The sequence below is a fragment of the Aeromonas sp. QDB39 genome, from assembly GCF_027707585.1.
Taxonomy (GTDB): Bacteria; Pseudomonadota; Gammaproteobacteria; order Enterobacterales; family Aeromonadaceae; genus Aeromonas; species Aeromonas hydrophila.
The window spans coordinates 1-15,829 of the sequence record NZ_JAPCIV010000001.1; the positions used below are offsets into that span (position 1 = coordinate 1).

General features: G+C 51.4%; 12 protein-coding genes and 1 pseudogene. 4 read left to right on the top strand and 9 right to left on the bottom strand.

Annotated features, from left to right (window positions below; translation table 11 throughout):
* Nucleotides 1-719: 719 nt before the first annotated feature.
* Nucleotides 720-1,833 (top strand): annotated as a pseudogene (locus PG899_RS24270) (DDE-type integrase/transposase/recombinase).
* Between the two features lie 109 nt (nt 1,834-1,942).
* On the opposite strand, the gene PG899_RS00005 reads toward PG899_RS24270, so the two are convergent.
* From PG899_RS00005 to flaA, 7 genes are all read right to left on the bottom strand, one after another.
* Complete coding sequence (locus tag PG899_RS00005) at nt 1,943-4,027, bottom strand: motility associated factor glycosyltransferase family protein (RefSeq protein WP_232105232.1); 2,085 nt, start codon at nt 4,025-4,027, stop codon at nt 1,943-1,945.
* 6 nt (nt 4,028-4,033) lie between these two features.
* Nucleotides 4,034-4,333, bottom strand: a complete 300-nt coding sequence (locus PG899_RS00010) for a hypothetical protein (protein WP_024946099.1) — start codon at nt 4,331-4,333, stop codon at nt 4,034-4,036.
* Nucleotides 4,323-4,751: a flagellar export chaperone FliS gene (gene fliS, locus PG899_RS00015; protein ID WP_024942779.1), complete on the bottom strand. Its 429-nt coding sequence runs from the start codon at nt 4,749-4,751 to the stop codon at nt 4,323-4,325. Before fliS ends, PG899_RS00010 begins: the two co-directional genes overlap by 11 nt.
* Nucleotides 4,752-4,776: 25 nt before the next feature.
* The gene (gene fliD, locus PG899_RS00020) at nt 4,777-6,186 is read right to left on the bottom strand and encodes a flagellar filament capping protein FliD (RefSeq protein WP_024942780.1); all 1,410 of its coding nucleotides are present in this window, start codon (nt 6,184-6,186) and stop codon (nt 4,777-4,779) included.
* A 27-nt stretch (nt 6,187-6,213) separates the two neighbouring features.
* Nucleotides 6,214-6,657: a flagellar protein FlaG gene (locus PG899_RS00025; RefSeq protein ID WP_024946098.1), complete on the bottom strand. Its 444-nt coding sequence runs from the start codon at nt 6,655-6,657 to the stop codon at nt 6,214-6,216.
* Between the two features lie 38 nt (nt 6,658-6,695).
* Entirely contained in the window at nt 6,696-7,610 is a 915-nt protein-coding gene (gene flaB, locus PG899_RS00030) for a flagellin B (protein ID WP_024942782.1), read from the bottom strand.
* Between the two features lie 589 nt (nt 7,611-8,199).
* A complete protein-coding gene (gene flaA / locus PG899_RS00035) occupies nt 8,200-9,117 on the bottom strand; it encodes a flagellin A (protein WP_024942783.1) in 918 nt (305 codons plus the stop codon).
* Between the two features lie 415 nt (nt 9,118-9,532).
* On the opposite strand from flaA, the gene PG899_RS00040 reads away from it, so the two are divergent.
* Nucleotides 9,533-10,165 (top strand): trimeric intracellular cation channel family protein, encoded by a 633-nt coding sequence (locus PG899_RS00040; protein ID WP_024946450.1) that lies wholly within the window; start codon nt 9,533-9,535, stop codon nt 10,163-10,165.
* 101 nt (nt 10,166-10,266) lie between these two features.
* Complete coding sequence (locus PG899_RS00045) at nt 10,267-10,659, top strand: hypothetical protein (protein ID WP_039214967.1); 393 nt, start codon at nt 10,267-10,269, stop codon at nt 10,657-10,659.
* A 78-nt stretch (nt 10,660-10,737) separates the two neighbouring features.
* Here PG899_RS00045 and thiI read toward each other — a convergent pair whose 3' ends face one another.
* A complete protein-coding gene (thiI, locus tag PG899_RS00050; RefSeq protein WP_024946451.1) occupies nt 10,738-12,186 on the bottom strand; it encodes a tRNA uracil 4-sulfurtransferase ThiI in 1,449 nt (482 codons plus the stop codon).
* 178 nt (nt 12,187-12,364) lie between these two features.
* Between thiI and PG899_RS00055 the strand changes: the two genes are divergently transcribed.
* Nucleotides 12,365-13,324: a hypothetical protein gene (locus PG899_RS00055; RefSeq protein ID WP_024943692.1), complete on the top strand. Its 960-nt coding sequence runs from the start codon at nt 12,365-12,367 to the stop codon at nt 13,322-13,324.
* Nucleotides 13,325-13,425: 101 nt separating this feature from the next.
* On the opposite strand, the gene pbpC is transcribed toward PG899_RS00055, so the two are convergent.
* Nucleotides 13,426-15,825 (bottom strand): penicillin-binding protein 1C, encoded by a 2,400-nt coding sequence (gene pbpC, locus PG899_RS00060; RefSeq protein WP_024943693.1) that lies wholly within the window; start codon nt 15,823-15,825, stop codon nt 13,426-13,428.
* Between the last annotated feature and the right edge of the window lie 4 nt (nt 15,826-15,829).

A 15,829-nucleotide genomic window follows, 5' to 3' on the forward strand; every position in this document is an offset into this window, starting at 1 on the left:
AGAAGCGTACCCTAACTGGTAGTTGACCGCCTCTCTCCTATGCACCATGGGCATTGCACTTATTATCTGAATTCACGATGCAGTAGCTTTGCAACAGGTTACAGCTGCTGAATACAACCCAGTAGAGTGCATCAAAACCAATGTTCATATTGCTGAAAACTCATCTAGGACGCAAACCCAATCCATTCCTACGGCGCCACTGCCGGCATCCAATAAATCCTTCATGACAGCAAACTATATTACAATTATACATTATAATCCTACCAGTTTTGTCATAACCCACTATGGCGATATGGTCAGTTATAGTTGTTCTATCGCCCCATTTTTTCAAAGAAGATGGGCTAGTGCGAAGATACTTTACCCACCATCAATTAGAAAAATGACCCGCGCCTATATCACCTTGCATCAAGGGATATACTTCATGTTGAATAATTCTGATCGCATGAAGGTGGAAGAATTTTTGTTCCAAAATTGCCATTGGTCCGTATCTCGGATCTTACCAGTGCTACGGCGCCAAACCTGTCACATAAGATCATCGATATTCATTCCGAGGAAAATTTCACCAAATAATATTCCCAAATGGGGACCATTATTACGCGTTCGAGTTCGACGACTTCTTCGTGATTGGTCCGACCATCAACTTCAATAATTGTAACAATGTGGACTGTCCCCACCCTAGTAGACGATCCAGCCCTAGAGTTTTAGCATAAGAGGGGCGTATGGGCACTCCACGATTTACACCTGAATTTTAAATGAAAAGCCGTGCGTTAGATAACTGCTCTTGGTTATTCAATGAGTAGAAATCTATGACTTGCTGGAGATTTCTGCACACAGTTTTTATAAATGGCTGAGGGCCATCAAACCGGATAATAGTGAGTAGCATGCTCGAGACTTACTGGAAGAAAAGAGTGAGGTCCTGAGGCTATGGGTACAGTTAAAATGCATCAAAGAAAAGTGGAATATACTGAAAAGGTCGCTCAGAAATTTACAAGAGAGCCCGACTGAAGTATCATTTTATTAGCGAGCACGCTCTGTATGGAGTGTCATGACAATGTGTCTGGTAATAAATGTCGCTTGGGCTTATTTTTATACATAGCAGCACCATTCGATGCTATTCACGTGTTCAAAACAACCTGCCCCCAGAAACACTCATTCGTGACCCACACACTTTAGGCCGCAGTGTATGGCTATCGCTAGATTGATGGCAACCTGAATGAGTACGGCAAAACCTGTGGTAAAAACGGGTGGGATAGCTTATGCAAATAAATCAGATCACAACGGTTTTCGGCTATAAATCGCCACGTAGGGTATCCCGTAGATCTTCCACCACTGCACCTAATTGTATACAGCGATAAGTTATTGTTATATGGGTAAATCAGGTTTGGTTACCAATACCACCTATATCCGCACTTGATTTGGCTGGCTGTATCTGGCTATAGTTATAGATATTTTACTTGTAAAATGGTGGTCTGGTGGATAAAACAGATCCTTTCACGCGAGTTCGCGTTGGGTGCACAGCTGATGGCCGAATGACAGCGTAAACCAGACAGCAAGGTCATCGTGCACTCTGGGGCCAGAGTAACTAATATGATAGTGACGACTAGCAGCCTTTCTGCCAGGCCAACAACCTAGCACCAATTATGAGCCGACGTGACAACTGGACAATGCGGTAGCTGAATCGCTCTTCAGTTTGAAGAAAAAAGATCGCATTAGAAATGCCGCTACCGTACTGATAATATCTTAGATTACATTGAAATTTTCTTAACGGGGTTCTAAGGTACAACCACGTTAGTTGCTGTCAGCCGGGAGGCCTTTGAACAGGTCTCGTCGTGAGGATAGGATGTATCTACCGTTGTGAGGTAAACCCATCCTTATTCAGTACTATACTATTCTGAACAGCAACTTAGGTATCAAACCAGCAGATTATATGTCGTTAAAACTGTCAGTCATGCTTAAAAACATTCAAGCCTGTAAAATAATTATCATCGACATTTTCAAAAGCATTACAATATAGGTCGCAAGCCTCAACAAAAAAAGAATCTAATATTTTTAACGCCTGCTCAACCTTCTCCTTAAATAGGCTACCCTCAACCTCAATGATAATTAGCATTAGTGTAATCATATTGGCATAAAAATAATTCAATGAACCAATTAGCACTCTGTATATGTGTCTTTCTCTGGTACGCCCAATATAATACAAATAATCATGGTGTTTTTGCATCAATGATAATATATCATTGAAATCTCTAGATACATCATTCCAGTCCTTTCTGAACATATCCATCAAATCAATAAACAATGGTTTATTTAGTAGGATGTCAAAATCTAGATTGCTGGCATCAAACTTGATAAACCCACAATCAAAAATATTATCAACTATCTTCTTTTTATCTATTTTTCTTGAATGAAGGTTAAGCATTTCCGCATGAAGAGGAATTGCTCCATCAATATATATCCCATCGCTACAATTCATACACATAGTATTTTTAAATTCACTAATGAGTTGGGACATTCTGTATGCTGAAAGAGAAAACAACCTATTGGTATAGGCTACACCGCCAAAATTTGCAGGGGATAAAAATGCATCTTCTACATGTGATTTAATTTTACTTTCTTTTTTATCATTATAGTATAGGCTTAATATGGAGTGATGGGTTTCTATATTTTTATAGCCATTGTCAATACCAAACAAGTATACATTTTTAAACCCTAACAACAAGGCATAATTTAAACCTGAATTACCAACAAAAGGATTGGAATAATCTAGAGTATCATATTTCTGTTCTGATAAAGCCGATAAGTATGTATAAATAGGCTCATCTGCTTTAAAAGCTAAACCTGTTTTTCTAAAAAACTTCTTACAATCTGGATGAATGACATCAACACTTAAGAAAGCCATCTCACGCAAGTAGTTTCGTGCATTCATTATGTCTAGAAAGTCAGCTGAACTTTTGGTTCTTTCAACTGCAACATATATATCAGCCTGAATTCCTTCTTTATAAAGTGCACTAACTGCAGAACCACATGCAATAATAATTACTTGATCTGATAAATTTTTAATAAAATTTATGTTTTTATCTAAAGAAGGTCCATTCCCAACAACAAAAGCTGGTATATCTTTCAAAAAAGACATATCTCTTTCTTTTTTTAAGAAAAAATCTTCATTTAATAGATGGATACGACTGTGAGCCAATGAATATATATTGTCATCGAAGAACCCCCACCCACTCCTGAGTAAGTGAAACTCCTTCTCAACCCTAGCAACCAATTTGTTTATTTTATCTGAATTGTAATGTGCGAACGAAAAATATGCTGATGACCAAAATGCGCCTTTACTACTCAGGGCATTAATCATATCTCCCACAAGGAGGTTTTCATCAACACCTAGGAATATATGCAAACTTATTGATTCCCTACTCATGAAATCAAGAAGAGCACTCCAGTCAAAACAAAAAAGAGAAGCATAAAATATATCTAAGTCAGGCTCAAAAGCAAAAAGATTTTTTATCTTAAACTTTTCATACAAATATCCAAGCTGATAACCAAGGCCTATACCATACATGACTACCATTGGTATATCAAAGCCAACAAAATTATTTAAAGTCATATCACAGCGTGTTATATCTGGTTTCAAATCAGCAATGGCATTGTTATATTTAATATGTATACGACCACCAACGAACCAGTCCTTTACAAAATTAACGCATTGTAACTTATTGTGTTGAAATATATATTTAACTTGTTCCTCAGCATCTTTAAATGGCTCATTACCATAGAGAGCCTTATTTTCTGATAACCAGAGAACATTTGGCTCTCCATTTTCAGTACAAAAAAATCGAAATGCACGTTCGGGTACATAATCTTTGAAAAAATTATATATATCTGGCATGTATTTTTCTAATGCCATCATATTCAGTTCATAACGAACTGGTAGTACATCGAGCATAGCAGCTTCCTGCTCTTTCTGGCGCTCGAGACGGGTTAACTCACTTTCTATTTCATTAATTTTTTTATTAAAATCCATCATAGATCACTAACCTAGATTCAGCTTGTAAAGATCAGATGCTCGACCTGCTTTTGAAATTTTCAACAAAGCAGCTTCAGTCTGGTTCTTAGTATTTTCTACTTGTTTATAGATAGATTGAAATTCTAACAATGCTTGCTGCTGCTCTATGTCAATCACAAGTTCTAATTTAGCATTCTGAAAAAAATCATTAAACATTTCTAGGTAACGATCAATTAACAACTCAGCTGCATTCACTTCCCCATTTTCCAATAAGGTCAGCAACTCTCGACCTACTGTCATTAATTCAGGGAAACGGTTATAGCTCATTTTGTCTACCAATATGTTGTTGAGCTAAAGCCTTTTCACGCATCTCGACAGGTATAGCATCCCAACCGCTTTTAATGGTCAGCATCAGGTTCATCACCTCGTCGATGGCGGCCATGTCCATGTCGCGACTGGCATCCATCATCCGTACCTTCATATAGTCATACAGAGCAAAAAGATCCTCTGGAACTTTACCATAAGAAAGATCCAGAGAGTCCTGTAAACCGTTGATGATGGCCATGGTCTTGGAGATGGACTGGGACTTGGCCTCGAAATCACGACGTTCGATGGCACCACGGGCCTGGGCAAGACGCTCGAGGCAACCCTGCATCAACAGCTGGATCACCCGGTAGGGATCTGCCACCGCCAGCTCGGACTGCAGATTCTGGGTGGTGTAAGCCTTGATATTTTTCCGATACATAAGAGGCACGGCTCCTGACTACGTATTAATTCGTTTTGGTATTGAGCAGATTCAGATAAGAGGCCGACTTGTTCATCTTAGCCAGCATACTGTCCAGGCTGCCATAACGGGCCCGCAAGGTCTCCTGATACTTGGTCAGCTGGGCGGTAATATCCGACTCCTTGCGGCTTACTTCGCGCAGATCGGTATTGAGCGAATCTTCCCGTTTGGCCAACAGGCCACCGGTCTTGGAGTAGGTTTCCAGCTGGCTGGCCAGCTTGCCTGCAACCCCATCCTTGCCGCCAAACACAGCAACCACCTGATCAAAGTTCTTGTCGATGGCCTCGCTGAACTTGGTATCGTCGATAGACAATACCCCCTTGTTATCCATCTTGATACCCATCTGGAAAATCGTTGAATAGGTTGAGGATTTTTGTGAGGGCTCGTTGATAGCACCGCCCATCATGTTGATCACTGCGCGTGTTGTCGCATCACCAGCCAGCGCTCCACCATCATTTTGGTTTTTTCCAGCAACGATAGAGCTACGTTTGCCCAACTCATTACTCTTCTTCACCAGCGCGTTGTAACCATCGACAAAGCTTTTGACCATATCTTTGATACCGGCCTTGTCAGTGCTAATGTCAACCTTGTTCGAGCTGTAGGTCTTGACCGGATTGCCACCTACATCGGTAGAGGTCGTGCTATCCGACTCTCTGAGCACGGTCAGTTTGAGCCCGACTATGGTGCCATCAAAGGTATTGGTCGCACTCGTCAGGGCGTTGCCATCTACCTTGATCTTGGCATCCTGAGCGCTCTGGCTTTGGGTCAACTTGGACACCAGGTTGTCGGTCAACTCGGTGGTGCTGCCGGTGATCTGCAGATCCTTGCCGTCGCCGCTGACCCCGGAGTCGATCATCAGCTTGGATTTACCATCTGAGGTATTCATGATGTTGACGCTCAGACCGAAGTTGTCTGCGTCATTGTTGATGCGCTTTCGGATGGATTGCAACGAATCGCCAGCTTTGACGTCGACATCGAACATTTTATCGCCAGCCTTGAACGTCAGTTTCCCGTCCTGGGTGATGAGGGGGGTCGTCGACGAGTCGAAGGTACCGTCAAATTTACTGGACTTCGCCAATTGTTCGACACTGATGTCATATTGACCGTTGGAGGCCCCCGCCTTGCTCTCCACCTTGAGCACGGGTTTGTCCTTGTCCTGGGTAATGTTGATGGATCGCTTGTTGAACGCATCATCCTTCGCCATGGCCTGCAGAGTGGTCACGAACGAGGCGATGGCAGACTTCAGCTGCCCCACACCGGAGAGAGTGATTTGAGTGTTGGTCTTCTTGGTGGTGATGGGCTGCATCAGTTGTGCCTTTTTGGCATCGACACTGGCAGCAATCACTGACTCCAAATCGAGTCCGGAGCCGGCACCGGCAGACGTAATGGTGGGCATACTCTCTCTCCTCTTAATTTTTTCGTATCAGATCTCGTTATCGAGCAGCAGCCCGACCCGCGAACCGCCGCCGGATACATCACCCTCACGCAGATCCTTGATCCGCTTGCTGATGGCCAGCAGCTCCTCACTCGGGATCTGCCGGATCATTGACTTGGTCTCGGCGTCCATCACCTTGATGACCACCTGATCCAGATCATTCTCAACACTGAAATTGACAGTCCAACCTTGCAACTTGCTGAACTCCTGCAAGTTTTGGACCTCATTTTCAATATCGGCATTGGATACACCCTGTTTGGCGATTTTTTCACCATTCAGAGCATCCTGCTGTTCTTTCACATCCTGTTGTGCCGTCACCCGCTGCTCTTCCGTCGTGCCAGATAGCACTTGAGCGGCCGATTGGCCGCTCTTGCTACTTGACTGAAGAGAAGAAGGAGTGACCGATGACGGGATCCCAATTTCATTGGCCATATCGTCGCTCCTTTTACTTTCTCATCACTGCTTTTCTGTTAGCCCAGCAGGGACAGAGCAGATTGCGGTCTTTGGTTGGCTTGCGCCAGGATGCTGGACGCTGCCTGTTGCAGAATGTTCTGCTTGGTTAGATTGGCTGTCTCGGTCGCAAAGTCTGCGTCACGGATACGAGAACGTGCAGCGCTCAGGTTCTCGGACACATTGGACTGGTTGCGAATGGTCGAATCAAACCTATTCTGAATCGCACCAAGCTCTGCCCTCTTTGAGTCCACAGCTTTAATCATGTAATCCAAGTTAGCCATTGATTTCTGTGCATTTAAGGCGCTTGTTATAGATTTAATATCAGTAAAAGACACATTGCCCGTAGTGGCTTTTGTCACTTTAAAAGCATCATTAGTCGTTGTGTCAGCAACCACTGTTGCTTTGCCTGTTGTCCCACCAGCGATGCCACTTAGAGTAAACGCAAATTTATCTAATCGAAATGAAATGGTTTGACCAGCATCAGCACCAACTTGAAACGTGCCTTTATATTTACCATCAAGTAAATTTTGACCGCCAAAAGTTGTATCTTTGGAGATACGATTTATCTCTGTATTTAATTGCTTATATTCAGCTTGTAATGCTACTCGATCATCCGAGTTGTTGGAGCTGTTAGCCGATTGTTGTGATAACGTACGCATACGTTGCAACATGTTGGTAATCTCATCCATTGCACCCTCTGCCGTTTGCGCAACAGAGATACCATCATTCGCGTTACGGTTACCCTGATCTAACCCGTTGACTTGTGAAGTCAAGCGGTTAGAGATCTGCAAACCAGCAGCATCGTCCTTGGCGGTGTTGATACGCAGACCGGAAGCCAGTCTGGTATAGGACGTATCCAGGGACTTGTTGGTGTTCATCAAGTTACGCTGGGCGTTCAGTGATGAAGTATTCGTGTTGATATACATGGCCATAAAATATTCTCCCGAAGAACATGCGACTGCGGGTTGCGCCGCCAAAGCGGCGTCCCACCGTTAGAAGAACAGGTTGAACGAGCCTGATTCTTCTGGCGGGTGTCTGTTTGAACGAACAGGCCACCCGCAGTAGTGCAAACGTTGGATTCCGAACACCCCTCGATTGCTTCATCTTAGTTAGCGGCAACATTCACATAAGCTTTAGGAAAATTGTTGCCTAAAGCGGCAAGTTTTATCCGGCAAGCGGCAAGATGGTGGCAAGCCGTCCCCAGTGCTCGGGAGTACGCCCTAACGCTGGTGCGAAGGAGATGAAATCAGAATGTTGGCACAGTTTGTGCTTTCTATGGTGGGGTGGCGTCAATTTGACGGCACAATAAAAAGAGGCCGGTAAACCGGCCTAAAACGAGCATACGCTCAGGAGAATATGACCAAGCGTGACAGAACTGAACAACTGGACAACACTTGGCATTGCATAATACATAAGTAGTAGAGAAGCATTTCTCTCACGATAGAACAGAGTGCGACCCGAACACCCCTTTGTTCCATCTCTTGACCAGGGCGGCCTGAACAACCGCCCTGTTTTCTTTTGTTAGCCTTGTAGTAAGGAAAGTGCAGACTGCGGCCGCTGGTTCGCCTGAGACAGTATGGTCGAGGCTGCCTGCTGCAAAATGTTCTGCTTGGTCAAGTTGGCAGTTTCAGTGGCAAAGTCAGCATCACGGATACGTGAGCGCGCAGCGCTGACATTCTCAGACACGTTAGCCTGATTACGAATGGTAGAATCAAAACGATTTTGTACTGCGCCCAAGTCAGCCCTTTTACTATCAACTGCTTTAATCATAAAGTCTAGGTTAGCCATTGATTTTTGTGCATTTAATGAGCTGGTAATTGACTTGATATCACTAAAATTTACATTCCCTGTAGTTGATTTAGTTACCTTGAAAGCATCACTAGTGGTCGTATCAGCAACTACTGTTGCTTTACCTGTAGTACCACCAGCAATTCCACTTAGCGAGAATGCGAATTTGTCTAGTCTAAAAGAAATAGTTTGCCCAGCATCCGCACCGACTTGAAAAGTGCCCTTGTACTTACCATCGAGTAAATTTTGACCGCCAAACGTTGTGTCTTTTGCAATACGGTTAATTTCTGTATTCAGTTGTTTATACTCAGCCTGTAATGCCACTCGGTCATCCGAATTGTTGGAGCCATTGGCGGATTGCTGGGACAGGGTACGCATTCGTTGCAGCATAGAGGTGATTTCCTCCATGGCGCCTTCGGCGGTCTGGGCGACGGAGATACCGTCGTTGGCGTTGCGGTTGCCCTGATCCAGACCATTGATCTGGGAGGTCAAACGGTTGGAAATCTGCAGACCGGCGGCATCGTCTTTGGCGCTGTTGATGCGCAGACCGGATGCCAGACGGGTGTAGGATGTATCCAGAGATTTGTTGGTGTTCATCAGGTTACGCTGAGCGTTAAGCGATGAAACGTTCGTATTGATATAAAGACCCATGACTATTCTCCTAAGCTATTAAATTTACTATTTAATTTGCTCGAACTTTATTGTCTTTCCTGTTCGATGCCTCTTATTTAACGGCCTCTTTTTCGATGTCTTTAGCATTATTTTCAACGCTTCATCGCATTAACGCCGCTTACCCTATTTATCGGCATGTTCTCGTTGAACTTGAGGAAAAAAATGCTCTGTTTTTCCTGCAAGGTTCATGATGCAAACAACCGAGGGCGGTGGGTGAAGCAGCGTGCGCCTTGCCGGCGATCTGGCACAACTCTGGCGCCATGACACCAACCGGCATCATCACCGCCGGCAAAAACTTGGTCTGGCTCCCACTTCTTGCTGGCAGCCATTGGTCAGACGCCGCAATCCCCCTAAAATCGCGACCCCATCAACAATTGGACGTGAGTTGTTCTCCATGCAAACACTGGTTGAGCAGATTGTTTACATCAGCGACATGTTTGGTACTGCGGTATTCGCGTTTTCGGGGGTTCTGGTGGCGGGTCGTCTCAGGATGGACGGTTTTGGCGTCATGGTATTGGCGGCAGTCACCGCCATCGGGGGCGGTACCATTCGCGACATGATCCTGGGGGCCACCCCCGTCTTCTGGGTACGCGACCCGCTCTACATCTGGGTAGTGATAGCAACGGCACTCATCGGGATGTGGATGGTCAAGCTGCCCCGTCGCATGCCCTGGTACGTGCTGCCGGTCGCCGATGCCTTCGGGCTGGCACTCTTTACCGTGATCGGGGCGCAAAAAGCCCTCAACTTTGGTACATCGGGGCTGATCGCCGTATTGATGGGCACCATGACAGGGGTGGCCGGCGGCATGATCAGGGACGTGCTGGCCCGGGAGGTGCCCATGGTCTTGCAAAAAGAGATCTATGCCACCGCCTGCATCCTGGGGGGCATCCTCTATACCCTGGCGCTGGAGGTAAACGTGGATCGGGTGACCGCCATGCTCATCTGCATGACGGCGGTGTTCGGTTTGCGGGTGGCGGCCATCTATTGGCATTTGTCACTGCCCACCTTCTCCCTGCAGCGCAATTGATATTGTGGCCAGGGGTAGAGTCGCACTCCTGGCCAGGTTGCGTTGAACCAAGCAGGCTTTTCTGTTGTCATAAGGTCCAGTGTTGTAAGCCGGAATCCCTCATGCAAAAACTTGGACTCATCACATCACTGCTATTGATGAATGTGGCAACGGCGCAGGCCGAAGCGCAGGTACTGTTTGGACGGCTCGCTTCCACCCCGGTGCAGCAGTTCAACCAGCAGATCCGACAGGCAAGCACTGCCCAGCAGAGCTGGGTCAATGACTATCGTGAAGTGGCATTGCGTTTTGTCGGCCACAGCGACATCCCCAGTCGCATCCAGGCACAACAGCTGGACAACGATCTGGTGCTCTCCGTTGCCCTCGACGGCACCAAGAGCGACATGATCTACATCTTGACCCTGTTTCGCAGCAACAACCTGTGGCAGATGCGCCAGGCGGAGATGGGGTGGCGCTGTCAGGGGCAATCCACCTTTACCCCGGTGCCCTGCCCTTAACGAACATCATCTCCCCCGAGTGAAATAAAAAAATCCGGCTCATTGGCCGGATTTTTTTATGCATGCATGAATGCCACATTACGGACGGTACACCTTGACGTTGGCAAAGCCCTTCTCTTTCAGATAGAGCGCCTGCAGCTTGCTCATCACGCCGCGATCGCAGTAGAGCAGGTAGGTCTTCTCCTTGGGCAGATCGCCAAAGGCGGTGGCCAGCTTGAAGAAGGGGATATGCATGACCTCACGCCCTTCTACCAGCAACGGCTTCTCGTCATGCTCGTCCATGGAGCGGATATCGAGGATCACCTCGTTGTCGCCGCTCTCGGCGGTAGTCTCCACTTCCTGCACCTCGGCGGCGGTCTCTTCACCGATGCGACGAATGTCGAGGTAACGGGCCTCGGCCACCACCTTGTCCAGAATGGCGAAGTCGAAGTTCTCCTCTTCCGCCTCGATACGGGAGAGCTCGGCCTTCACGGTCGGCTTCTTGGAGATGACACCGCAATACTCCGGCATGGTCTCGGCGAACTCCAGGGTGCCGATGCGGCGGGCTTCACTGATGATGTCCGGCTTGTCCCAGGTGATGAGCGGGCGCAGGATCACCTTGTCGGTCACCCGGTCGATGACATTCAGGTTGGTGAGGGTCTGGCTGGAAACCTGACCCACGCACTCGCCGGTCACCAGCGCCGGGATCTGGAACTCGTCGGCCACCTTGGCGGCGGCACGCATCATCATCCGCTTGAGCACCACGCCCATCTGGCCGTTGTCGATCTTCTCGAGGATCTCGGCCACCACCGGCTCGAAGTCCACCGCGGTGAAGCGCACCCGATGGGAAGAGCCGAAGCGGTTCCACAGGTGATAGGCCACCTGCTTGACGCCGATTTCGTGAGCGGCCCCCCCCAGATTGAAGAAGCAGTAGTGCACCCGGCAGCCGCGCTTGATGAACTGGAAGGAGGCCACACCGGAGTCAAAACCGCCGGAGATGAGGCTCAGCACATCTTCCTGGGTCGCGATAGGCATGCCGCTCAGGCCCTGATGGATGGCGCTGACGATGAAGAGCTCTTCGCCGTCGATCTCGAGGTTGATCTTCACATCCGGGTTCTTGAGGCGCACGCCGTTGCTCACGCAGTGCTGGTTCAGGCCACCGCCCACGTAGCGTTCCACTTCGAGGGAGGAGAACTCGTGCTTGCCGTGGCGCTTGGCGCGCACGCAGAAGGTTTTGCCCTCGAGCTGGTCGCCCCACACGGCTTTCACCTGCTCGAAGATGTCGTGCAGGTCGGTAAACTTGCTGGCCTGTACCTCGAGGAAGGCCTGAATGCCGGGAATGCAGGCCAAAGCTTCGATGGCCTGCTCGCGGAACTGGTCATTGCGGGAGCTCACGATCAGCTTGTCCCAATCCATCCGCACCCGGGCATCGTCGTCGAAGCGGCGCAGGACATTGCGGATATTGCCCTGCAGGATCTTGATAAAGCGCTGGCGAACCGACTTGCTCTTGATGGTGATTTCCGGGAACAGCTTGATAATGAACTTCATGGTAATGACTCGGGTGACCTTGATTTAAGGGCGCGAATTATATCAGAACTTTGTGGCCAGCGCCTACTGGATGAGCGTTTGCTCACATTCCCCCACGCAATGTTTGCCGCACCAAGGCAATCTTGCGTATATTCCCGAACCTGCGTCCCGGCAACATTCCTGACCACAGACCCATTCGATGAAGACCTACATCTACTACCCCGGCATGGAAGTGCGCGACGAGCTGTGGCTCAAGTTTGCCCTGCTCTATCTGGAGCGGCTCGCCTTCGTCTTCACCGTCAGTGAGAAGAGCGGCCTCACCGCCCTGCTGCAAACCCTCGAGCAGGAGACGGATCTGCTGGCCGAGCGGCCGGATGCCACCTTCTTTGCCGCCATCACTCCCCAGCTGGAGAGTCAGCTGAGCAGCCTGCTCGCCCCCGACTTCGTGCGTCACAAGGTGTTTGGCAACAAGGAGCTGATCGGTCGCTGGCGCCAGCCTGCCAACCACGACTGCTTCTGCCCGGCCCAGGCAGGGCTGGAGCGGCTGCACGGCTTTTGCCTGGCACACGGTTTTGCCAGCCGGGAAGAAGGCGGGTTCAGGATGGCGCGCCGCTTTGCCAACCTGCTCTCCATGCGGCTCGCCCGCGAGTGGGCACTCGCCAATGAGGGGGCCCTCATCACCGATCACGACTATCTGGACCGGCTGCTGCACCTGCTTGAATCCCGCTATCACAACCGGGGTGGTCAGGATTGCTTCCACCTCGAAATCCCGCTGCAAGTACCCACTCACTTGGCCGACATCCCGTTTGCAGAGCTGATCGCCCTGCGCAGTCGCAGCGGCTTTCGCCAGCAGCTGGCCGAGTTTAATCAGGCGCTCGATGCCCTGCTCGCCATGCTGGGCAGCGGCTACGCCGAGCCCGCCGTGCTGACCCGCTTCGAGCAGGCCCAGCAGGGGCTCAACCAGCTGCTGGGGCCGCAGACCCAGAGCCTGCCGCTCACTACCCTGGTGAGTACCGGCCTGCCTGCCATGGCGATGATCCATCGCCTCAAGGCAAGCCATCCGGACAGCAAGCTGGTGTTTCACTCCATCAAGAAGAGCCACTTCCACCAGCGCAAGAGTCAGCACTTCTTCACCCGACTGGGTCAGGTCAAGCCCTGAGTCCGCGACGCCCTGCTAGGAAATCGACAATCCGCTGACGACATCGGAGCCATCCCCCGATGTCGTCAATATTCTGACACCCCAAAGAGAGGCGCCTCCCCTCAGGAGGGATTCTCCAGCCGAAACTCGATGCGATCGCTGTTGCCCGCCTCGTCCACCACCACCAACTGATAACGACCCGCCACGCTCAGCACCTGATCGCCATCCCAACGCAGCCGCTGGCCGTTGAGAAACCAGGCCGGCTTGCCGACACCACCCAGCACTTTGGGCTGCAACCGATAGCGCTGGCTGCGAATAAGGTTGCCCTCCCCCAGCGCCACGATGCGAATGGGAGCCTGCAGCTCGGTACTTTGCCCCTCTCCCTTGCAACCGCTGGCAAGCAGCGCCTGACGCCGCTCACCGGGCACCCGCCACGGCTCCAGCGACAATGGCCAAAGCGCCCGAAAGCCGGATTGCACCGCATCCTGGCAACGGGTCAGCGTCGGCTTGCCTTCGGCAGTGAGCGCGACCTGTCGCAGCGGCGAGGGCCAATCCATGGGATCCGGCAAGGTGGGAGGATCGCGCCCTTCCAGCAACCAGGCGCTCTGGCGCTGCAAACACGTCTGCGGCAAGGTCGCGCTGGCCTTGCGCCCCAGCGGCCAGCACACTTCGGCTTCGCTCACCGTGTTGGGCTGCACCGGCAGAGGGCTGTTGTCAGCCAATCGCGAGTAGACCGAGAGCAGCAGCGGCACTGCCGCGCTCTGGCCGTAGAAACCGGGCATGGGGGTGCCGTCTGGGCGCCCCAGCCAAACGCCGATGGTCCAGCGACCGGAGACCCCCATCGCCCAGCTGTCGCGATAGCCATAGCTGGTGCCGGTCTTCCAAGCCAGCCGGTTGATCCGGCCAGTCGCCTCGCTGGCAAAGGGCTGATCTGAGCGTCCCTGCGCGCTCAATATTTGCCAGATGATCCAGGCGGCCCCCGGGCTCAGCAAGGGACGTGACACAGCCTGCTGCCCCGCCAGCCAGACCGGCATCGCCACCTGCCCCTGCCGGGTCAGCGCACTGTAGAGCGCCACCAGCTGCTCGAGCCGGATCCCCGCCGCCCCCAGCGCAATGGCCGGATTGGGCTTGTCGGAGAGCGCCAGCCGCACCCCGGCGTTGTCGAGGCGGCTGACCAGTTTGTCCGGCCCGAGCGCCTCCAGCACCTGCACCGCCGGCACGTTGAGGGATTGCTGCAGCGCCTGCGCAAGGGTCACCGGCCCCTGAAAGGCACCGGAGAAGTTGGCGGGGCGATAATCAGACCCCAGTCTCGGCGCATCGGAGAGCAGGGAGGCCGAGTGCACCAACCCCTCGTCCATGGCCAGACCGTAGATGAAGGGCTTGAGGGTGGAGCCGGGAGAGCGGATCGCCTGCACCATGTCGAGGTAACCGTGGCGACGCAGATTGCCATACTCGGCGCTGCCCACATAGGCGCGCACCGCCATGGTTTTGTTATCTACCAAGAGCAACGCCGCTGAGGTCTGCTCGGGGAAGCGACGGATATAGCTCGCCACCCGCCCCTCCAGCCAGCGCTGCAGATCGCCGTCGATGGTGGTGTGCACCAGCGCCCCGGCCTGATTGTCGGCGGCGAGACGGGCAAACAGCGGCGCCTCCATCGGCGTGAAGTGGCCGCGAGCCAGCACCGGCTCGATGCGCCCCTCCAACCACACCTGTTCGGGCCAGACGCCTTGCGCCACCAGCCGCTGCATCACCTTATCGCGGGCGGTGCGGGCCCGTTCTGGATGCCGGTCCGGCCGGTTGCGGCTGGGAGCCTGCGGCAGCACCGCCAACAGCGCCGCCTCGGCATAAGTCAGCTTGGCGGCGCTCTTGCCAAGATAGGCAAAACTTGCCGCCTGCACCCCCTCCAGGTTGCCGCCAAACGGCGCCCGGTTGAGGTAGACGGTGAGCAAGGTGCGCTTGTCGTAGTGCCACTCCAGCTGCAGCGCGCGCGCCATCTGGCGCAACTTGCCGGGCACGCTCCTGTGGTAGGGTTCGATAAGACGAGCCACCTGCATGGTGAGGGTCGAGCCGCCCGACACGGCGCGCCCATAGCGCAGCCACTGCCAGACCCCGCGCACCATGGCCACCGGATTGACCCCGGGATGACGCCAGAAGTAGCGATCCTCGTAGCCCAGCAGTGCCTCGATATAGCGGGGGGAGACCTGCTCCAGGGTCACGGGGTAGCGCCACACCCCGCTGGTATCGGCAAAGGCGCGCAGCGGCCGCCCCTTCATGTCGAGCACCACCCGTGCGTAGGCCGGGTCGAGTGGCGGCGGCGGGAAGAGTCGATCCAGCACCAGCAATGACAGGAGCAGTGCTACAACTCCCAGCACCGAGACACGCAGCCAGCGTGGCAGGCGACCAAGCCAGCGCCAGCCAGCGCGGCCACTGCGACCCAATTTCAGCCAACCATGCTGCCAGAAAGTGAGCGGGCGAACCCGCTCACTGGAAGAAACGTTGCTCAGAAGGCGTCTGCGACTCATCAAG